The sequence below is a fragment of the Sulfurovum sp. TSL1 genome (assembly GCF_019972135.1).
In the GTDB taxonomy this organism is placed as follows: Bacteria; Campylobacterota; Campylobacteria; order Campylobacterales; family Sulfurovaceae; genus Sulfurovum.
The window spans coordinates 862,277-882,556 of the sequence record NZ_BPFI01000001.1 but is presented as its reverse complement, the minus strand read 5'-3'; the positions used below and the strand labels follow the sequence as shown (position 1 = coordinate 882,556).

Sequence of the window (20,280 nt, the reverse complement as noted above, 5' to 3'; positions counted from 1 at the left end):
CATTGTCCTTAGTTATATCAGATATAATTATATCTATGAAACTTGAAAATGAAGATGCACTTGATAACCTTATACTCTGTGAGCAATGTTTTACACTGCATGAAGCGTTACCTCTGGAAGATGGTATGAAGGCATGCTGTTCAACATGCGGGGCGGTACTCTACAGATATGACAGCAGACTTATAGATCATGGTTTGGCATTGAGTGTTACGGGCCTTGTGTTTTTTATACTTGCTAATCTCTTTCCTTTGGTACAGATAGAGATACTCGGACACGGACAGTTCATCACGGTCCCTAAAACGATTTTTTCGCTGTTTGAAAATGGGTTTTATCTTGTAGGCATACTTTGTACCTTTCTTATTTTTATTTTCCCTTTTATGGTCTTTACGATTAATATGCTGCTTTTTACGCTTTTAAAGATGAAACGGGGCAAGAAGCTAACCAAAGAACTTCTTGTTTTGCTTGCACATATCAAGCCCTGGAGTATGACAGATATATTTTTGATCAGTATACTCGTCGCATTGGTAAAATTGATTGGGTATGCCCAAATTCATATTGGCATTGCATTTTGGGCACTCATGGTTTTTGTACTGATCGACCTCTATATAGTCAAACGTATGCATCTCTTTGATCTATGGATGTTGCGAAAAAGAATCGTATTTGATGAGGATGAAAAGTGATAGAGATAGACGAAGACAAACTTATAAGATGCCCGGTATGCGGGGCTGTGAATATAGACAAGGGCAGAGAGAACAGGTGCCGTCGTTGCGATGCTGCTATGTATCACCATAAAGTTTTCAGTACAGAAAGATCATGGGCATACCTGATCACTGCTATGATCGCCTATATACCTGCCAATATCTATCCTATGCTGATCACTAAACAGTTCGGAAGCGAGGAGGGCAATACACTCTTGGGCGGTGTTGTGATGTTATGGGAACACGGTTCCTATCCTATCGCTATGATCATCTTTGTTGCATCCATTCTGATACCTGTACTCAAGTTTCTTGTTTTGATTTATTTGTTGATTAGTGTAAAATACCCTATAGGGAAAGATAAGAAGGTCAATAAGCATAAATTGTATTATATGACAGAGGTCATCGGCCCATGGTCTATGATCGATGTTTTTGTGGTAGCCATACTTGCCGCACTCATTCATCTTGCCAATATCGAGATCATTGCGGGAATGGCAGCGACTGCTTTTGCACTCTCCGTATTTTTTACACTGTTAGCAGCACATGCTTTCAATGAACGTCTAATTAAGGGATATCAATAAATGTCAACACAGCGACCTACCATAGAAGAATCCAGTCAATTCAATCTGATCACCTCCATATGGATCGTACCGTTTATCGCACTCATTATAGCCGGATGGTTAGCCTATCAGTATTTTTCCGAACTCGGACCTGAAATCGAAATTATTTTTCCGGAAAACGCAGGATTGCATGCGGGGCAGAGTCAGATCAAATACAGAAATGTCCCCATTGGTACAGTAAAAAAGATCGTATTGCAAGAAGAGGGTGAAGGTGTGAAGGTGATCGCAAGAATGGAAAAATCTGCCACCCCTTATCTCAATACCCATGCAAAATTCTGGATCGTCAAGCCTGTGGTAGGGATCTCCGGTGTCTCAGGTCTGGAGACTTTGATATCCGGAACCTATATCGATATGTTCTCTGCCAAAGACGGAGAGCCTAAGAGATCTTTTCATGGTCTGACACAGGCGTACAGGTACACAGAAGACGGTATGTACTTTCAGCTTAGTGCCCCCACAAGCTACAATGTCAAAAAAGGTACACCGGTCTATTTTAAAAATATCGAGGCGGGTCAGGTAGAACACGTGAACATCTCTTTGGATGGGCAGGGTGTTGAGTTTGTGGTGTTCATCAACAAACTCTATGTACCCTATGTGCACAGAAGTTCCAAGTTCTGGGTTACGAGCGCAGTCGAGATGAGTCTGGCTCATGGCAGGCTTGATGTCAATGTCGCGCCCGTGACGCATTTGTTACAAGGAGGTATAGAATTCTCTTCTACGGGAGAAAATACTTCTGATACGGTACCTGATAAATTTGTTTTCCGTCTTTACAAAAATGCCAATCTGGCAGAAGGACAGGTGATCGGGAAAGGCGGAGATTTTATCAATACCTTTGAAATCCTGACCGAGGACCCTATCGCTAAACTCAAAAAAGGTGCACTGGTACAGTATGAAGGGTATGAAGTAGGGCGTGTAAAAGATATTGCACTTTCCTATAATAAACAGACACATAAGATACTCGGGAAAATTCTTGTTGATATAGACCTCTCTTCTTTTGCTTCAAAGCATGATGATATAACAAGTTGCCAACAGAAATTCTATCAGGCTTTGGAGGAGGGGTTAAGTGCGAAAATATCTTCTGCAGACCCATTTACGGGTACACTTTTTGTTGATTTGGTTTTTGAAACGAATACTACACGCAGAAGTATAGTACAAGGAGAGCATTTTGTGCGTCTTCCTTCTGTTCCTAATGATACAAGAGGCATAGTCGATGGGATTGAAAAACTGGTGGCTTCTCTCAATAAAGTGGTGGGTGAGAATGCAGAGCCTTTACGGAAAATAGTGGCAGACCTGCAGCAGACCGTGAATAATCTCAATGCAATGACTGAGGCTAAAAGCTTTAAAACGATGCCTGAGGAGATGGATAAAGCCATGAAAGAGTTGACAACAACACTACGTACAGCGAAAAAGGTACTCAAAGGGTATGACAGTAATTCACTCTTAACGCATCAAATTTCTCAAACGCTCAAAGAGGTGACAGAAACATCTCAAGAGATGCAGGAGTTCCTCAAACTGATGAACCGTAAACCAAATTCACTTATTTTTGGAGATAAATAATGACCAGGATCAAACTACTATTCACCTTGAGCGTTCTATTGATAGTCAGTGGCTGTACCTTGAAGAACTATTATGTTCTTTCTACTGCTTCTCAACCCAAAGAGATGTATCCTTATAAGTCTCAAGTGATAGGGGTTGAGAAGGTTGCGGTACCCAAGTATCTTTTTAAAAGAGAGATCGCAGTCGCAAAATCATCGAACCATGTCATATTTTTAGGGGGCTCAGCATGGGCCGAAGATATGGATACCGGATTGACACGCAGGCTGATCTCCTTTTTACAAAAAAAGTTTAAACAGCCTGGTGTGTATGCATATCCCTGGGGTACAGATGGTCAACCGGACATCAAGATCAATGTGCAAGTATCACGTTTCATTGCTCAGGAAGGTACGGTCTATCTTGATGCAAGCTGGGAAGCAAGAGAGATGCGAACCGACAGAAGAGTACTTAAATTATTTAGTACAACCGTGCCAACGAATGAAGATGCCGGCAGTATCGTGAATGCTATGGACAGTGCATTTGCACAATTGGAAGAAGAGATAGCCAGAGGAGTCAGGGAGCTTTAGCATGGTTTCTGCCTTCTTGACTGAATAGATGGACCGATAGTTCTAGAGTGAGGAAAAGGTCATGACAGATTTGAGTAAATATGAGAAATATGCAAGATCATGAAACATATCAATAAAAATGTCATTATGCTGGGTTGGGTAAGTTATTTTACTGATATGGCTTCTGCAATGATCATGCCCATTTTACCTATTTTTGTTGTTATAGTCTTGGATGAGGGTATGGACAAACTGGGTATTATCGTAGCGATATCTACTTTTGCCTCATATGCACTTCGTTTGGTATCGGGTTATATCTCTGACAGATATGGTATTGTCAAACCTTTGGTTGTGGGAGGATATGCTTTTTCTGCCTTGAGCAAGCCTCTGATAGGATTTACACAGGGGTATAAAACTGTAGCAGGCTTACAGGTGGCGGAGAGATTGGGGAAAGGACTGCGTTCTGCTCCCAAAGATGTGATGATCGTCCAGTATATCAGAGCACATGCATCGGGTAAAACCTTTGGTTTTCATAAGATGATGGACATCGCAGGAGAACTGAGCGGTGCGTTGATACTCTTTGCATTGCTTTGGTACTTTGGTCAGAGTGAAACGGTCATGCGTAACATCTTTTATGCTACTTTTGTTCCTGGTATCATAGGACTTGTGATCGTCACATTTTTTGTGCGTGATGTACCTAAGCCAATGACCCAATCCCAACAATCATTTACATTGACTCAGGATGACAAAAAAACGATCGGTGCACTGTTCTTTTATTTTCTATTTTTACTTTTTGCCTTCAACCCTTCTTTTTTTACGATGCAGGCCAAAGCGGTTGGCATTGCCACAGCTGTCATACCGCTGCTTTTTGTGGTATCTTCTGGAGTACAGACACTGAGCAGTTATATTTTTGGCATACTTATTGATCGATTCGGCGTGAAACGTGTCCTGGCATTCTCTTATGCCTGCGGCGCTGCTGCTCAAGGATCTTTAATGCTGCAGAGTCCTTTTTTTACATGGATCTCCTATGTTTTCCTGGGCCTTTTCACTGTGGCGTCTCTGAATGCCAACCGTGCCTTTATAGCACAAAGTGCAACCAATAAAGGTTCGGTCTATGGCATTTTTTACGCTGGAGTAGCACTCTTTGGCGCATTGGGAGCATATATTTCCGGGCTCATCTGGGAACATATGAATATGAAGATCGCATTGGTCTATGCTTTTTCGGGAACACTGGCACTGACACTCTTTTTTCTTTTAATGAAAGGTCGTCATGAAAACTAAAGTAGTTGCATTTCTTTTAAAAAACAAAGCAGTGATCACAATGAATATTCTAGGCTTTTATCTGTTTGCAGCAATGGCAGATGGGGTGAGAGAAAAAGAGTATATTCTCATGATAGATCGATGGATAGAGACGTATATCCATACGATACAGACCCCGATATTGACCAAGTTTATGGTGACACTGACCAACTTCAACGGTGCAATGGGTATTTTTATTTTTTCACTCTTCATGATGCTCTTTTTGATCTATAAGAGATGGTATAATGATCTTTTGTTCTATTTCTTTTCTGTATTAGGTGCAAATATAGCGTATATTTCTATCAAAATGATCGTACAACGTGACAGGCCGAGTTCCGATATACTTTCGATCGCAACTTACTCATTCCCCTCAGGACATACCACAATGGCAACAGCAATGGCACTGGCTGTTTATTTGATACTTTCTAAAAGAGTGCATTCCCTAGCCTTACGGTCAGTGTTATGGGCAAGTTGTATCGTTTGGCCGCTTATCATTGCTTTTTCGAGAGTGTATCTGGATGTACATTGGCTGAGTGATGTGGTCGCAGGCATAGGACTGGGTCTGTTTTGGGTCACAATGATCGTCTTGATACAGAGGCTTAAGCACATATAAGTGACACTGCATAATCAAATTTCCATACTTCAGCTCATCAAAAACCTGTAAAAAAATTCACCATAGATTCAAACATCCCATTCTAAATAAAATGTGTTATACTTCATTGATTTTTAATTGACCGACGGTCAGTCATAAAAGGAGCGGTATGGCAATTATTGTCAATAAAGAAGAGAAACGCCGTGCTATCGCACTTGCTTCCAAAAGTCTGTTACTTGAACACGGTATCAAAAATATTACCATTTCCAAAATAGCAGAGTGTGCCGGTGTCGGTAAAGGTACGATCTATGAGTATTTCAGAAACAAAGAAGATATCGTTTTTGAGATCATTTCCGTTTTTATTGCGGAACATGAAAAATGGCTTCATGCACTGATCAGGGAAGATATCAGTACCAAAGAGAAGATCAAAAGATTTTTGTCTCAACTCTACAGTGATGCCGATTATGAAAAACAGTTGTCTATCTATAGAGAATTTTTAGCCATTTCACTGACATCCAATGTGGATGAGATGAGAGACTTCAGTAGGGCATGTCGTGAAAGATTCCAAATAATATTGGATCAGATCGTAGATGAAGCTATACTAATGGGAGAGATAAAAGCGGAGTCCAAAGAGATGTTTGGGATGCTGCACACCTATTCTTTAGGCTTGGTGGTAGAATCAAAAGTCAATGAGATCGATGCAAAAGTGCATATCGATCAATTTGTTGAAACCTTGTTTACGATTATTGAAAAGAAGGATATCAGATGAGAATAGTAGTAGGATTGTTTTTGCCTTTGTTTGTTTTTGCCCAAAATTACGGGTTAAAGACATTGATAGAACATGCAAATAAAGAGAACGGATTAATTCAAGCAAAAGACATAAGAGTGACTGCCAAACAAGAGGAAGTAGAAGCAGCCAAAAGTGCTTATTGGCCGACAGTGGATATCGGTGCAAATCACAGTTACATCTCACCGAATAACATAGTCAACCCGGGGCAAACCTCAAGTGCATTTGCTACGGTGAATCTGGAGATATATGACGGCGGCAGAAAAAGTGCATTGCTTGATGCCAAACGTTATGAACATGAAGCAGCGCTTTTTGAAAAACGTGCGTTTGAAAAAAGTATTACGCTTGAAATCGTGCGTCATTATTACGGATTGCAGAAGCTCAAGGCAACACTGCAGGCTCTGGAAGAACGTTCTGTTGAGTTGAAAGCACAGATAAAGCGTATCAAAAAATTTAAGAGTGCAGGCCTTTCTACACAAGAAGAGGTGGATAAACTTCAGGCAGAGTTTGACAGTAATAATTATACGATGGCTAATACGCACTTGGAGTTGGTAAGCAGTGAAAAAAATCTGCAGCTCCTAAGCGGTCTGTCTGCTGCACAGTTAAAAAGAGACTCTTTTAAAGAACCCGAAAATGAGCGATTTGAAACTTTTGAAACTATCAAAATGCTTGAAGCCAATGCCAATGCCATCGGTGAGCAGTCCAATATCATTGATGCAGGCTACAGACCACAGGTAAGCATATCTGATACGTACAATAAATCACATTTTGATGATACGGTTTCTTTGGGTGAACTGAGTGGAGATGGATTACTGCTTGATCATCAGAACACATTGATGATCTCTGTGAACATGAGGCTTTTTGACAATGGAAAAATGGCAAAAGAGAGTGAAGCGGTAAAGTATCAGAAGTTGGCATTGCTCTCAGAGATCGATCATGCAAAACAAGAACAACAGATGAATTTCGATCTCTCACAAAAAAGTCTGGAGACGATACGTACAAGACTTAAAAGTGCCAAAAGTGCTCTGCGTGCTGCAAAAAGTACCTATGCGGTGCTCAAAAACAAATTTGAAGTGGGTTTGATCGACAATATTGCTTTTCTTGATGCACTGACGCAAAAAACAGTTGCCCAGTCACGGTACAAAGAGACACTTTATGATTATGAGATCGGTAAGTCGATCTATTACTATTATGCGGGGAAAGACCCAAAGGAGTTTATTAGATGACAAGAATTAAAATTCAGTACAGGGAGGCACTAAATGCCGAGTCTTAAGAAGATGGTAGTTTTATTATTGGCAGTGTTGCAGTTACATGCAGAGGAGATCTATGCAACCTTTGAAGTAAAAGCCGAAAAGAGCGCTTCCTTGGCTTTTAGCAGCAGCGGTATAATCGGAGAGATGCAGGTGGATATCGGGTCAGTTGTGAAAAAAGATGCATTGCTGGCAGAACTGCTTAATGATGATATTGAAGCGATGGTCGAGGTCTCAAAAGTGGCCCTGAAATATGCAGAAAGTGACTATGAACGTCAAAAAAAGGTCCAGCAGCATATTAATGTCTCCCTGTTTGAGAGTTATGCCTATAAATACGACAATGCGAAAGTGCAACTCAAGTACCAGGAAACACTTTTAGCCAAAACCTATCTTCATGCTCCTTTTGACGGCATGATCACTGCAAAACATAGTGAAGTTGGAGATGTGGTCAGCGGTCAAATGATCACGGAGGTCTATGATATACAAAGTCTAAAAGCACGAAAGCTCATACTCAATTTTGATCAAAAATATCATGGTAAAGTGAAAGTTGGTGATAGCTTTAAATACAAAGTAGATGGAGATGATACAGTGTACGAGGGAACTATCTATAAGATCTATCCGACCATCGATACAAAATCACGAAAGATGTCGGCTGAGGTCAAAGCAGAGAGTTTCCCTGTGGGACTTTTTGGTGATGGATACATTACAGTAAAGTAGGAAGTGATGTATAAATTTGCCATAAACAGACCTATCACCACCCTGATGGGAGTCTTGTCGTTCATTGTATTTGGATTGATGTCCTACAATACAATGCCTGTCAATCTTTTCCCCAATGTCGATTTCCCTGTAGTTACCATTCAAACGACCTACGACGGTGCTGATGCCAGTACAGTGGAAACCAAAGTGACAGATAAACTCGAAGAAGCTGTCAGCGGGATCGATGGGATCGATAAACTGATGTCGACCTCCTATGAAGGATTTAGTACGGTGACCATCCAGTTTGAGCTTTTTAAGGATATCGATGAAGCGACGAACGATGTACGTGACAAGATCGGTTCTGTTGTACTTCCCAATGAAGTGGAAAAACCGATCGTAAAAAAACTGGGTGCAAGCGGCGTGGTGATCGATCTTTTTGTTGCCAGTAAAACAGGTGATGTCACTGCACTGATGCGAATGTCAGATGAAAAGATCAAGCCTATACTTCAACGTATCAAAGGTGTGGGCGAAGTCAATATCATTGGGTATCAGGACAGAGAAATACGTATTTTTGTTGACCCGTTCAAGCTCAATAAATACGATCTTACACCACTTGATGTGCAAAATATCGTTGCGGCTCAGAACATTAACCAGGGGGCGGGTAAGCTTATCAGTGATCAAAAAGAGACTGTGATCAAAGTGAAAGCGGATGCCATCAGTGTGGATGATCTTAGGGAATTGATCATCAAACCGGGAATTAAACTGAAAGATGTTGCGCGGGTTGTAGATGGTTTGAGTGACAGCAGCAGTTTCTCTTCGTACAATGGAAATCAAGGTGTCATGCTCGAGGTTAAAAAGATCTCCGGGGAAAATGTACTGGATATCATCAACGGGGTGAAAGCAGTGATGCCGCGTCTTGAAACCATTGCCGGGGATGATTATGTGCTACAGCTGCTCCAGGACCAGAGCGATAAGATCATGGTGAATATAGACAATGTGACCTTTGACCTTATCTATGGTTCCATATTGGCGATCATCATTGTCTTTTTCTTTCTTCGAAATATCACTGCGACGATCGTTTCTGCATTGGCCATTCCTACATCGATCATTGGTACGTTTGCTATTATTGACTGGTTGGGGTACGACCTGAACAAATTGACACTCATAGGACTCACACTTGCCATAGGTATCTTTATCGATGACGCGATCGTTGTGATCGAGAACATCACTAAAAAGATGGAAGCAGGCATGGAACCGTTCAAGGCATCCTTTGAAGGGATCAAAGAGGTATCATTTTCCATTTTGGCGATCTCTTCGGTACTGCTTGCCGTGTTCGTACCGGTTGCCTTTATGGACGGGATCGTGGGTATGTTCTTCAACTCGTTTGCCATGACCGTAGCTTCAGGGGTTGTGATCTCTTATTTGGTAGCGGTGATGTTCATCCCGACGGTCGGTGCACGTGTATTAAGTGCCAAGGAGAGTAGATTTTTCCATTTGACAGAGCCTCTTTTTGTCAAACTTGACAGGGCCTATGTAGCGCTGCTCAAACCTTTGATCCGTTTTAAGTGGATCACGATCCTGGTCACGATAGGAGTATTGGTTGCCTCGACCAAACTCTCTACAGGAATGGACTTCGTACCGATGCAGGACAACAGTGAGTTCCAGGTATTTACCAAAGCACCGGTAGGAACAAGCCTGGAAGAGATGAAGAAAAAAATGAAGCCTATGCTTGAGAAAATGCAGAGTGATGAGAATATAGAGTATACGGTACTCTCCATTGGGTATAACAGTGCCAAGGAGATCCATAAGGCCAAGATCTATGCAAAGCTCAAGCCCGTAGATCAGAGGTCCGTTTCTCAGGAAGATGTAGTGCAGCAGTATGCCAATGCATTCAAAACGATCAAAGATATGGTCGTGACGGTGGAAGAGGTTGCACCGTTTGATACGGGCAGCAGCAACGCTCCCGTACAGATCGTCGTGACAGGAAGTGATCTTGATGTGTTGAATGAAACGACACAGAAGTTGATGGATCTGCTCAAACAGACCAAAGGGGCCGTAGGTATAGACAGAGACTATGAGAGTGGAAAGCCGGAAATAAAAATAGATATATTAAGAGAAAATGCACAGCGTTCCGGTGTGAGTGCGAATGAAATAGCCGGTATCCTTTCGAGCGCGTATTCCAGTGACAGAGCGATATCCTATTATGAAGAGAACGGCCGTGAATTTGATATCACCCTGCGTTTCGATGATCAGTATCGAAGTACGATCGATGATATTAAAAAACTTCAGGTCAAAAACCGTGAGGGTGAATTTGTTTCGCTTGAAGGATTGATCACGTTTGAAGAACATACCGGAACAGCATCCATTAACCGCTATGACCGTGAGCGTAAGGTCATGGTGACATCGGGGATGTATGAGACCAGTCTGGATGTGATCATGAAAGTGGTCGATGACAAAATAGGAGAGATACTTCCTGCAGGGTATAACTACCGTTATACGGGAGATATCGAGAATATGGCCGATACCAATGCCGCATTTGGTGCTGCAGTACTTTTGGCAATTATTTTGATCTATCTGATCCTTGCGGCACTCTATGAGTCGATCGTCCAGCCGTTCATCATTATGGTGGCGATGCCGCTTTCCTTTACCGGGGTGATCGTGGCACTCTACCTAACGGGGAATAACTTCAGTCTCTTTGTGATGATCGGTATCATTCTTTTGCTTGGTATGGTAGGGAAGAATGCAATTCTGGTCGTTGACTTTGCAAACCAGGCGATCAAGGAAGGCAAAGAGGTCAATGAAGCCATCTTGGAAGCTGGGGAAAAAAGACTTCGTCCTATCCTCATGACCACGTTTGCCATGATCGGGGCGATGCTCCCTCTGGCTTTTGGAGGCGGTGCAGGGCATGAGAGCAATGCACCCATGGCACTGGCGATCATCGGAGGGCTTATGAGTTCCACTATTTTGACCCTTTTGGTGGTCCCTGCAATTTACCGTATCATGTACCCGATGGATGCATGGCTGAGAAAATGGTATGAGAAAGGAAAAGTATAATGTTCAGGATCAGTATATTCAGTGTGTTGTTGTTTACAGTGTTAAGCTCGGTATATCTACTGGCTCAAGGTGCAGATGAATATACGAAAGCTTTGGCATCTTATCAAGAAAAAGATTATGGTAAAGCCTATGGTGTGATAAAAAAAGAAGCACAGGAAGGTAATAAGGAAGCCCAGTATATTTTGGCGCAGATGTACGAGAATGGTGAAGGTGTAAAGAAAGATCTTCTCAAAGCAGTCCACTGGTACAAACAGGCTGCTTCCAAATATGCCTATGTACAGCGGGAGTATAAAAAACCTGTACGTAAAAAAGAGGAGAGCTTTTTTGAAAGGGTACAAAAGCAGTTTACCTATACATCAGAACAGAAAGGTGCGAACTTCGCCTTTTCTAAAATAGATGTTGAAACACCGGAAGTCAAATCAATGGTTATGAAGTTTTTGGAAAATCGTTTTGGTCTGCATCCCTATAAGACCAATTATTTTGCACCGTTCACCTATTCGTCAAGCAGGTACAGGCGTCCTTCCTCCATATATAACGGGAGTGTTTTATCTGATGATGTGCTACAAGATATAGAGTATGAGAATAATATAGAAGCAGAGTACCAGCTCAGTTTTCAAAAACCTTTGACCTATGATCTTTTTGGCTGGAATGAATATATTTCTGTAGCCTACACCCAACAGGTATGGTGGAAACTCTATGATGCATCAGCACCGTTTCGGGAAACGAACTATACGCCGGAACTCTATATGATCCTACCCACATCGGATGATTGGGACGAAAAATACAATTTAAAAGCATTCAAATTCGGGTATAGACACCAATCGAACGGAGAAGAAGGGTATGCCTCCAGATCATGGAACAGACTCTTTTTATCGACCTTATGGCAGTGGGATTCACTTTTTATGAGGGTTGAAGGATGGTACAGGATACCTGAAAGCAGAAAAAGTGATGCTTTTTATGAAGGTACTGATCCCAATGATTCCGGTGATGATAACCCCGATATCACGGATTATTTAGGCTATGGCGAGATAGAGCTTCAATACCTGTATGGAGAACATCAGTTTAATTTGTATGTACGGAATAATTTTGATTTTCAGGAGAATAAAGGAGCTATTCAACTTGACTATACCACACCATTTTTTAATTCAGAGAATACATTTTGGTATGTTAAACTGTTTAGTGGATATGGCGAAAGTTTGATCGATTATGATAGAAGTGTGACAAAAATGAGTGTTGGATTTGCATTTTCAAAAGGATTGTTTTAAAAAAGAATGTATAGAAAAGAAAAAGGAACAATTCTTTCAAGTAAGATGGATATAGCTAGTATCGGCAGCTATCTTTGATAGCTTTTAATTATGCTACAATACGCTATCAATTACTTATGTATGACAAGGAAACGTATGACACTATGCCATTACATTAAAACGATTGTACTTTTTGCATGTCTGGGAAGTGTCACACTGCTTCATGCAGAAGTAAAGACACATCCTTTTGCTGTAGAGTCTGGCATGATCATCTATCAGATCAGCGGTGGAGGAGCACTTACACCCGAAACCAATTTGACGATAGAAGGGTATGCAAAATTGCACTTTAAAGAGTGGGGTGAAGTTAAGATTGAAGAAGAAGAAGGACATTTACTTACTACAGGTGCCATCGCGCATAAACAATATGTAAAAAGACTTGAAAAACATACAAAAGATACGGTCATTACTGCTGATTATACCAATGAACAACTCCTGGAACGTAAAAAAAGTTCTCATGATATCAACGTTCATGATGAAACAGCTTCTTTGGCTAAAACAGGAGAAGAAACGGTTGCTGGTGTTGTTTGTGAGGTGTGGGAAGGTGCAGGTATAAAAAAATGCATCTATAAAAATATCGTGCTTAAGTTAGAGTCCCGTATATTCGATGTTCTGTATGTAAAAGAGGCAACCAAAGCTATTTTTGACAGTAATACGTCCAGTGAAACGTATGCTGTGCCTGATTTCCCTGTACATGAGTTTGCGCTTTTTAAAGATAAAATTAAAACAAAGAATGCACGTAAAGCAGAAAATTTTTATAAAATATTAAAAGAAGCGGCTTTGGGTGTCTGTGATATGAATACAAGTTGCAGTAGTGGTGATATAAGCAATGAAGAGCGGACAAAGTTCATGAACCATATTGCTAAAGATATGTATAAAAGACAAAAGAAACTCTTACCTAAACTCTTAAAATCTATGAAGAAAACACGTGAATGTCTACAGACAGTGGAAAACTCTTTTTCAGCAAACCAATGTATGGAGCCTTTGAGTCAAATGAAGATACAGATGGGAAGAGAGAAGGATGATGAGATACAGCTTTGGGATGAGAAACAAAAAGATATATTACTCGATAACATAGAAGACGAACTCATAGATCTGCAATCCCGTATACCCTGTGTGAATCGTGCAAAAAATATTACAGACCTATCTAGCTGTATGAAATAAGCATCCATGAAGTTTTACCGTATTTATATAGAGCTTACCAATGTATGTGGGCTCTCCTGCAGTTTTTGTCCTACAAAAGCCTTACCCACCAAAGAGATGGATCTGGATTTTTTTGAATCCATTGTGAACCAGGCCAAAGGGTATACGAAGGAGATCGCTTGCCATGTTGTCGGGGATCCACTGACACTGTCCAATCTGAATGCCTATTTGGATATTATCCACAAGCATGGACTTAAGGCGATGCTCACGACCAGCGGATATTTTTTAAAGAAGCATGCTCATGATACACTGTTCCATCCCTGTGTAAAACAGATCAATATTTCACTCAATAGTTTCAATAAAAATGATACTGCTCTCACCTTTGAACAGTATATGAACCCCGTACTTGCGTTATGTGAAGCAAAATTGAAGAGGGAAGAAGAGATCTTTATCAATTTACGTGTATGGAATCTAGATGAAATGATGAGTGAACGCACGTTTAATGAGACACTCTTTGAAAAACTTTCGTCTGCGTTTGATACCGAACTTGATCTTGACACCATTTATCAAGAGAAACCAAAGTCCATACGTTTAGCCTCTAAAGTGCTTGTTCATTTTGACAACTACTTTGAATGGCCTTCTTTAAATAATAAAATATACGGTCATGGTACCTGTCAGGGCTTACAGTCACATGTGGCTATCCTGGCCAGTGGGAAAGTCGTACCTTGCTGTTTGGATTGTGATGGTATCGTAGAACTCGGAGACCTGCATGAAAATACGCTGGATGAGATTTTAACTGCAAAACGTGCTGTCAATATGTTAGAGGGGTTTAAAGAGGGCAAAGCGGTGGAAGAGCTTTGCCAGAAGTGTTCATATAAGGATCGATTTAACGATTAATTCGGGATGATCCTTTGGAATTTAGTACCTTCTATACTGACACCTAACATCAAACCTTCTGCACCATAGATAAATGCCACAATAGGTTTTTCATAACTGATAGAGGTGATATCTTTATTTTTCCCCCAGTCAGATACCGTGATAGAACCATCTACACCGGCTTCCCATCCGTTACTTTGAATAAAATTGTTTAAAGAGGCTTCAGAAAGAAAGGCGATAAGGACCGAGTGCTCTTGAACACCGGCCTGGTATCCTATGGAAGCGGATGTCATACTGTAAAAGTGTTTTGTCGTACCATTGATACGAAGGGCACCTTCACCATATTCACCTCCAACGATAAATCCACCTTTAATGACAGAAGGAAAGACAAGATAACCTTTTACTTTTGAAAGAAATTCTGGTCCCCCTACCACTTCTTTTTCAAATTTTTTGATGGCTGCATCAACCTCTGCATTAAGTTGGGCAGCCGGTTTTGCAAATGAAAATTGAGTAAAGGCAAGAGAGATAAGAAGCAATAGCATCATTGGGTTCAATTTTTTACTGTACATGTTATAATCCTTATGAAGTTTGTCATATTATATCTTAGAAAAGTAAAAAAATTGTGTAGGAACATTATGGAAAAATTAAGTATTAAATCATATGCGGCAAAACATAAATTGAGTATATTCAATGTGGTGAAAATGACCAAATCAGGTCAAGTTGCAACAGAAACAGTCGTAGAGAACGGTAAAGATGTGGTCTATATCTTACTGGATGATCCTGTCGAGGAAAAGGTTCAAAAGTCTACCGTGAAAGAAGAAATCACAGAAACCTATAGCTTACGAAAAGAGAATGCAAGACTGAAAAAAGAGATAGAAAAATTAAAAAAGGAGATAACTCAACTGAAAAATAGAGTATAATAGTGGGATGAAAGTAGCATATATAACTGATGATATCTATCTACAGCATGATACCGGTGCAATGCATCCGGAGTCTCCAGCGCGCCTGAAGGCAATCAACAGGGCCATTGCACCATTGTCTACATCATTGGTTTTAAAATCCCCTATCAGTGCTTCTGAGCATATACTTGAACTCGTTCATTCTGCTGAACATATAGAGACCATTAAAAACGTTTGTGCCTATGAGGGAAGGATCGATTCGGATACTGTTTGCAGTGCTGATTCCTTTGATGCAGCGAGAATGGCTGTGGGGGCTGGAGTAGTGGCGTTGGACGGTATTAGGTCTGGGGAATTTGAACGGGCTTTTTGTGCCGTAAGACCACCAGGACATCATGCCAGACCTGCACAGGCCATGGGATTTTGTCTTTTCAATAACATTGCCATCGCTGCACGGTATGCACAGAGCATAGGGTACAAAAAAGTGATGATAGTCGATTTTGACGTGCATCACGGTAATGGTACACAAGATACTTTTTATGATGATGATTCCGTATTTTATTTTTCTTCACATCAGGCATATATATTTCCGGGAACAGGTGCCCAATCAGAGAAGGGTGAAGGTAAAGGCATGGGATATACTGCAAACTTTCCAGTGATGGCTGGAACTTCAGACAGTGAATTGCTTGATATCTATGGAAATGATCTGCCCTCATTTGTCAAAAACTTTAATCCTGACATCATCCTGGTCTCTGCAGGGTATGATCTACACGAAAGTGACCCTTTGGCACAACTGAATATCACTACTGAAGGCATAAGAAGTATAGTAAGGTGTATACTGGATAGTGCGGATGTTCCCTTTGTGTTTTTTTTAGAAGGGGGTTATAATGTCAATGCTTTGGGAGAGAATGTCAAAGTAACACTGGAAGAGATGCTGAAAAGCACCTCTCTGTAAAAATTGTATCAGTAATTAAAATTTATAGGCTAACTGAAAAGAGACACTCTCTTCCGCATGATCCGTACTTACAGTGGCACCTGGACCAAATAAACCGCTTACATCAAATGTTTCGTTATTATTGTCTTGATGCACATAGGCTAGATCAAGAGAATACTGTTTACTGAATTCGTAACTGGCACCTACTGTATAATGATCTTCTGCTGTTGCAGGGAAACCTAATAGGTTAAAGAAGTTAAGTCTTGCATCAGATCCTTCTACTACAGCTGAACTAGCATGATTGTAACCAAGTCTTACGGTCCATTCATTTTCCGTGTATTGATAACCAACGGCATAGACATCAGAGTCATCCCAACCATACTCACTATAGCCTTTAGCACTAGACCATTTTATTTTTTTATAGTCAAACGCTATGGTGTGTTGACCCATTGCATAGGCAAGTCCCACACCATACTCTTCAGGCTGTTCAAGTGTATCTGTGATAGGAAGGGTTGGACCAAAAGCTTGAAATGGTGCAATAGCAGTAGTAAGTTGATAATCGTATTCCATCTCAATAGTCGATTTATACATAGCACCGAAAGTAAGCCCAGCTATTCCATTTGCAGTGAAATCATATGCAAGACCTAAGTTATACCCAAAACCAAAGTCTTGTGCTAAACCTGCACCTATATTCTGGTCAGCAGATGGTGCTCCCATTCCAAATGCATTTGCCGGTATGACATAATTAATATCTAAGTTTCCATATTGAAGTACAGGTGTGACTGAAAGACTTAATCCACCTGTTTTATAGGCAATTGGTACAGCAAACTGCATCAGTTGAAGGTTTGTAACCATTCTGAAGTTTCCAAAAGTACCGGTCTGAGCATTTTGCGGAGTATTGTCTTGGTAGTCTGTACCCATTCCTCCGGTTCCCCACATACCTACACCGATATACCAATTGTCATCGATTTTATGCGCAAGGGACACTTCTGGTATCACGTTCATATCTGCATCACTTGTGATCTCACCATCCGCAAACACATTAATTTGTGTTTTGATGTCAGGCATAAAGAGTGTACCACCAAACCCGATTTCACTGCTTTCTACACTTGTGATCAGTGCACCGTTGCTCAACCCAGATTCAGCACCATGACTCATAGCGATACCAACACCACCCATACCTCTGGCTTTTGCACCCACAGCGATAAGGTTATCTCCGTTTGTCGCATGTATCATTGTTGAAGTAATAAGTGAAAGTGCGATCAGTTTCCCTAAGGTTCTTGTTGTCTTTACGTTCATTCCCTTGTCCTTATAGTAAATGTAAACCTATAGTAGCTAAAATATATTAAATATTAAAGGATATTGCGCATTATATTCTATGTTTTTTCTTAATTGAGTAGGATTTGTTTTACTAATAAAATAGTTAGAGTCATAATAGATTAAATGATGTTATGGCTTGAATAAGAAAATAAAAATGATGGAATAAGGAGAGTGCAGCGTTACCCACCAGGAAAGTGGGTCGTGGGTTTTAGATCTTGCTCTTTACGAACGCTTCCATGTCGGCAACCACTTCTTCAAGTGTTCTTTCACCGGAGATCACTTCCAATAGGTTCTTCTCAGTGTAAAATGCCTGAATTTCAGCCAATGGATCCGTATAGATCTTCATTCTATCGTTAAATACTTCTTCACTGTCATCACTTCTCTCTTCACCAGGTGCTGCTTCTGCACGACGACCTAAAATTCTGTCTCTGGCTACCTGCTCACTCACTCTTACTTCGATCACTGAAGCAAGTTCAATGTCATCTTCTTTTGATACCAGTTCATCAAAGGCTGTCATTTGTTCTGTACTTCTTGGATAACCATCGATAAGTACATTGTCTACCGGTGCATTTTTGATAGCAGATACGATCGTATCTACGATGATGTTCAGTGGTACCAGCGCACCTTTAGAGATGTAGCTTTCTATCGTTTGCCCCAGTTCGCTACCGCTAGCTACTTCTTCTCTTAGCATATCTCCAGTAGAGTAGTGTACGATTGTGTCACTGTTTCTTTCAGCGATGATACTTGCGTCTGTTGTTTTTCCCGAACCCGGTGCTCCGATGATAAGAAATAATTTTTTCATTGTATATCCTTAAATTTTATAATGTGACTAGTCACATGAGCCTACTGCTGAAGTAGTCTCAGTGACAACGTAGTTTTTTGGGCTTAGCTCAAAAAGCGTTCTATGCCTGAGTCTGTCTGATTCTAAGGCTCAGGTCTTTAAGCTGTTCAGCATCTACAACGCTTGGTGCTTGTGTAAGAAGACACTGTGCTTTTTGTGTTTTAGGGAATGCGATAACCTCACGGATACTTGAAGCACCGGTCATCAGCATGATAAGTCTGTCAAGACCTAAGGCAAAACCACCATGCGGCGGTGCACCGAATTTGAGTGCATCAAGTAAGAAACCGAACTTCTCTTGCGCTTCCTCTTCATCGATACCAAGGAGCTTGAATATCTCTGATTGCACATCTTCTTTATGGATACGGATCGATCCGCCACCGAGCTCTGTACCGTTAAGTACGATATCATAGGCGATAGACTCTATATCTTCGATATCTTCATAATCCAATGATTTTGGCTGTGTAAACGGATGGTGAAGTGCCTTGACCTTACCTTCTTCCACTTCGAACATAGGGAAGTCCATGACCCATAAGAACTCAAACGTATCTTTAGGGATGATATCCATGGTTTCTGCAAGATAGATACGGAAACGACCCATATAATCCCATACCAGTTTTTTCTCACCTGCACCAAAGAAGACAGCATCACCTACTTCAAGTTCACATCTTTCAATGATAGCCTGGATATCTTCTTCCGTAAAGAATTTGGCAAGCGGCCCTTTAAGACCATCTTCTTTCATTTGGAAGTAACCCAGACCGGATGCTCCGAATTTACGTACGTAATCTTCAAAACCTTTCATTTGACGTTTTGAGAAGATCTCATCACCTTTAGGTACTTTCAGTGCTTTGATACGATTTTTCTTAGGTGCTTTTGCGATATTTGAGAAGATTTCATTGTCACATCTTTCAAAGATGTCGATCACATCTACCATTGCAAGGTCATAACGCATATCTGGTTTGTCTGAACCGTATTTTTCCATGGCTTCAAAGTGAGGCATACGTTTAAATGTTGTAGGAATGTCAAAACCACAAGCAGAAAATACATCATGTATCAGTTTTTCAGCGACTGTTATCACGTCTTCCTGATCACAGAAAGACATTTCAACATCTATTTGGGTAAACTCAGGTTGTCTGTCTGCTCTCAAGTCTTCATCTCTGAAACATTTTGCTATCTGGAAGTAACGGTCAAAACCACCCACCATCAAAAGTTGCTTGAAAAGCTGTGGAGACTGTGGAAGTGCATAAAATTCACCGGGATGTACACGCGAAGGTACAAGGTAATCTCTGGCACCTTCGGGTGTAGATTTGGTAATGATAGGTGTTTCAACTTCAAGGAAGTTGAGTGCATCCAATGCGTTACGTGCAGCGATAGTCGCCTTTGAACGAAGCTTGAAGATATCGTAAGATCTTTGTGTACGCAGTTCCAAGTAACGGTACTTCAGTTTGATCTCTTCATTTACTTTGTCATCATTGAGGTCAAAAGGCATAGGTTTAGAACGGTTTTCTATGTTCAGGTCATCCACGACGATCTCGATCTTTCCTGTTTTAAGTTTAGGGTTTTCGAGTCCTTCACCTCTGGCACGTACTCTACCTTTAGCGATCAATACAAATTGATCTCTTACTTCTTCAGCCATTTTATGGGCATCCGCATTGTCTGCAGGATCACATACCAGCTGCACTACTTCATCTTTGTCTCTAAGGTCGATGAATATAAGTCCACCATGATCTCTGCGTGAAGAGACCCAACCCGCAACGGTAACTTCTTGTCCAATATGTTCTTCATTTACTTCTGCACAATAATGTGTTCTCATGACTATCCTATCTGTTTATAATGGCGCGATTATAACAAAAAGTAGTTTAGGGTTAAATTCACACTTGAAAATA

At 40.9% G+C, this 20,280-nt stretch carries 19 protein-coding genes; 15 read left to right on the top strand and 4 right to left on the bottom strand.

Features of this window, described 5'->3' with window-relative positions:
* The first annotated feature begins 35 nt into the window (after nucleotides 1–35).
* From LDM98_RS04335 to LDM98_RS04275, 13 genes are all read left to right on the top strand, one after another.
* Nucleotides 36–680 carry a paraquat-inducible protein A gene (locus tag LDM98_RS04335; RefSeq protein WP_223898120.1) on the top strand — a complete coding sequence of 215 codons (645 nt, stop codon included), beginning with the start codon at nucleotides 36–38 and terminating at the stop codon, nucleotides 678–680.
* The gene (locus LDM98_RS04330) at nucleotides 677–1,276 is read left to right on the top strand and encodes a paraquat-inducible protein A (protein WP_223898119.1); all 600 of its coding nucleotides are present in this window, start codon (nucleotides 677–679) and stop codon (nucleotides 1,274–1,276) included. Before LDM98_RS04335 ends, LDM98_RS04330 begins: the two co-directional genes overlap by 4 nt.
* Nucleotides 1,277–2,869 (top strand): intermembrane transport protein PqiB, encoded by a 1,593-nt coding sequence (locus LDM98_RS04325; RefSeq protein ID WP_223898118.1) that lies wholly within the window; start codon nucleotides 1,277–1,279, stop codon nucleotides 2,867–2,869.
* Nucleotides 2,869–3,432, top strand: a complete 564-nt coding sequence (locus LDM98_RS04320) for a membrane integrity-associated transporter subunit PqiC (protein ID WP_223898117.1) — start codon at nucleotides 2,869–2,871, stop codon at nucleotides 3,430–3,432. Before LDM98_RS04325 ends, LDM98_RS04320 begins: the two co-directional genes overlap by 1 nt.
* 99 nt (nucleotides 3,433–3,531) lie before the next feature.
* Nucleotides 3,532–4,689: an MFS transporter gene (locus tag LDM98_RS04315; protein WP_223898116.1), complete on the top strand. Its 1,158-nt coding sequence runs from the start codon at nucleotides 3,532–3,534 to the stop codon at nucleotides 4,687–4,689.
* Nucleotides 4,679–5,320 (top strand): phosphatase PAP2 family protein, encoded by a 642-nt coding sequence (locus tag LDM98_RS04310; RefSeq protein ID WP_223898115.1) that lies wholly within the window; start codon nucleotides 4,679–4,681, stop codon nucleotides 5,318–5,320. The genes LDM98_RS04315 and LDM98_RS04310 overlap by 11 nt, the downstream gene beginning before the upstream one ends.
* Before the next feature lie 148 nt (nucleotides 5,321–5,468).
* Nucleotides 5,469–6,068 carry a TetR/AcrR family transcriptional regulator gene (locus LDM98_RS04305; RefSeq protein WP_223898114.1) on the top strand — a complete coding sequence of 200 codons (600 nt, stop codon included), beginning with the start codon at nucleotides 5,469–5,471 and terminating at the stop codon, nucleotides 6,066–6,068.
* Nucleotides 6,065–7,312, top strand: coding sequence for a TolC family protein (locus LDM98_RS04300; RefSeq protein WP_223898113.1), 1,248 nt, complete (start codon nucleotides 6,065–6,067; stop codon nucleotides 7,310–7,312). Before LDM98_RS04305 ends, LDM98_RS04300 begins: the two co-directional genes overlap by 4 nt.
* A gap of 33 nt (nucleotides 7,313–7,345) precedes the next feature.
* Complete coding sequence (locus LDM98_RS04295; protein WP_223898112.1) at nucleotides 7,346–8,053, top strand: efflux RND transporter periplasmic adaptor subunit; 708 nt, start codon at nucleotides 7,346–7,348, stop codon at nucleotides 8,051–8,053.
* A gap of 6 nt (nucleotides 8,054–8,059) precedes the next feature.
* Entirely contained in the window at nucleotides 8,060–11,086 is a 3,027-nt protein-coding gene (locus LDM98_RS04290; RefSeq protein ID WP_223898111.1) for an efflux RND transporter permease subunit, read from the top strand.
* The gene (locus LDM98_RS04285) at nucleotides 11,086–12,351 is read left to right on the top strand and encodes a phospholipase A (protein WP_223898110.1); all 1,266 of its coding nucleotides are present in this window, start codon (nucleotides 11,086–11,088) and stop codon (nucleotides 12,349–12,351) included. Before LDM98_RS04290 ends, LDM98_RS04285 begins: the two co-directional genes overlap by 1 nt.
* 135 nt (nucleotides 12,352–12,486) lie before the next feature.
* Nucleotides 12,487–13,551 (top strand): hypothetical protein, encoded by a 1,065-nt coding sequence (locus LDM98_RS04280; protein WP_223898109.1) that lies wholly within the window; start codon nucleotides 12,487–12,489, stop codon nucleotides 13,549–13,551.
* A gap of 6 nt (nucleotides 13,552–13,557) precedes the next feature.
* A complete protein-coding gene (locus tag LDM98_RS04275) occupies nucleotides 13,558–14,427 on the top strand; it encodes a radical SAM/SPASM domain-containing protein (protein ID WP_223898108.1) in 870 nt (289 codons plus the stop codon).
* Here LDM98_RS04275 and LDM98_RS04270 read toward each other — a convergent pair.
* Nucleotides 14,424–14,975, bottom strand: a complete 552-nt coding sequence (locus LDM98_RS04270; protein ID WP_223898107.1) for a YSC84-related protein — start codon at nucleotides 14,973–14,975, stop codon at nucleotides 14,424–14,426. The genes LDM98_RS04275 and LDM98_RS04270 overlap by 4 nt on opposite strands.
* 66 nt (nucleotides 14,976–15,041) lie before the next feature.
* Here LDM98_RS04270 and LDM98_RS04265 point away from each other — a divergent pair, with 66 nt between their 5' ends.
* Entirely contained in the window at nucleotides 15,042–15,326 is a 285-nt protein-coding gene (locus tag LDM98_RS04265; RefSeq protein ID WP_223898106.1) for a hypothetical protein, read from the top strand.
* Nucleotides 15,327–15,333: 7 nt separating this feature from the next.
* Nucleotides 15,334–16,257 carry a histone deacetylase gene (locus LDM98_RS04260; protein WP_223898105.1) on the top strand — a complete coding sequence of 308 codons (924 nt, stop codon included), beginning with the start codon at nucleotides 15,334–15,336 and terminating at the stop codon, nucleotides 16,255–16,257.
* Between the two features lie 15 nt (nucleotides 16,258–16,272).
* Here the strand turns inward: LDM98_RS04260 and LDM98_RS04255 are convergent, their stop codons facing one another.
* The 3 genes from LDM98_RS04255 to aspS form a co-directional block, all read right to left on the bottom strand.
* Nucleotides 16,273–17,535: an OmpP1/FadL family transporter gene (locus LDM98_RS04255; RefSeq protein WP_223898104.1), complete on the bottom strand. Its 1,263-nt coding sequence runs from the start codon at nucleotides 17,533–17,535 to the stop codon at nucleotides 16,273–16,275.
* Nucleotides 17,536–17,764: 229 nt separating this feature from the next.
* Nucleotides 17,765–18,358, bottom strand: coding sequence for an adenylate kinase (locus LDM98_RS04250; protein ID WP_223898103.1), 594 nt, complete (start codon nucleotides 18,356–18,358; stop codon nucleotides 17,765–17,767).
* A gap of 100 nt (nucleotides 18,359–18,458) precedes the next feature.
* Complete coding sequence (aspS, locus tag LDM98_RS04245; RefSeq protein WP_223898102.1) at nucleotides 18,459–20,207, bottom strand: aspartate--tRNA ligase; 1,749 nt, start codon at nucleotides 20,205–20,207, stop codon at nucleotides 18,459–18,461.
* Nucleotides 20,208–20,280 lie beyond the last annotated feature (73 nt).

Bases quoted from the DNA above. Each gene is read 5' to 3' on its own strand.
- LDM98_RS04265 (WP_223898106.1), top strand. From the start codon at position 15,042: ATGGAAAAATTAAGTATTAAATCATATGCGGCAAAACATAAATTGAGT.
- LDM98_RS04285 (WP_223898110.1), top strand. From the start codon at position 11,086: ATGTTCAGGATCAGTATATTCAGTGTGTTGTTGTTTACAGTGTTAAGC.
- aspS (WP_223898102.1), bottom strand. From the start codon at position 20,207: ATGAGAACACATTATTGTGCAGAAGTAAATGAAGAACATATTGGACAA.
- LDM98_RS04320 (WP_223898117.1), top strand. From the start codon at position 2,869: ATGACCAGGATCAAACTACTATTCACCTTGAGCGTTCTATTGATAGTC.
- LDM98_RS04305 (WP_223898114.1), top strand. From the start codon at position 5,469: ATGGCAATTATTGTCAATAAAGAAGAGAAACGCCGTGCTATCGCACTT.
- LDM98_RS04300 (WP_223898113.1), top strand. From the start codon at position 6,065: ATGAGAATAGTAGTAGGATTGTTTTTGCCTTTGTTTGTTTTTGCCCAA.
- LDM98_RS04280 (WP_223898109.1), top strand. From the start codon at position 12,487: ATGACACTATGCCATTACATTAAAACGATTGTACTTTTTGCATGTCTG.
- LDM98_RS04260 (WP_223898105.1), top strand. From the start codon at position 15,334: ATGAAAGTAGCATATATAACTGATGATATCTATCTACAGCATGATACC.
- LDM98_RS04250 (WP_223898103.1), bottom strand. From the start codon at position 18,358: ATGAAAAAATTATTTCTTATCATCGGAGCACCGGGTTCGGGAAAAACA.
- LDM98_RS04290 (WP_223898111.1), top strand. From the start codon at position 8,060: ATGTATAAATTTGCCATAAACAGACCTATCACCACCCTGATGGGAGTC.
- LDM98_RS04270 (WP_223898107.1), bottom strand. From the start codon at position 14,975: ATGTACAGTAAAAAATTGAACCCAATGATGCTATTGCTTCTTATCTCT.
- LDM98_RS04335 (WP_223898120.1), top strand. From the start codon at position 36: ATGAAACTTGAAAATGAAGATGCACTTGATAACCTTATACTCTGTGAG.
- LDM98_RS04310 (WP_223898115.1), top strand. From the start codon at position 4,679: ATGAAAACTAAAGTAGTTGCATTTCTTTTAAAAAACAAAGCAGTGATC.
- LDM98_RS04255 (WP_223898104.1), bottom strand. From the start codon at position 17,535: ATGAACGTAAAGACAACAAGAACCTTAGGGAAACTGATCGCACTTTCA.
- LDM98_RS04325 (WP_223898118.1), top strand. From the start codon at position 1,277: ATGTCAACACAGCGACCTACCATAGAAGAATCCAGTCAATTCAATCTG.
- LDM98_RS04295 (WP_223898112.1), top strand. From the start codon at position 7,346: ATGCCGAGTCTTAAGAAGATGGTAGTTTTATTATTGGCAGTGTTGCAG.
- LDM98_RS04315 (WP_223898116.1), top strand. From the start codon at position 3,532: ATGAAACATATCAATAAAAATGTCATTATGCTGGGTTGGGTAAGTTAT.
- LDM98_RS04275 (WP_223898108.1), top strand. From the start codon at position 13,558: ATGAAGTTTTACCGTATTTATATAGAGCTTACCAATGTATGTGGGCTC.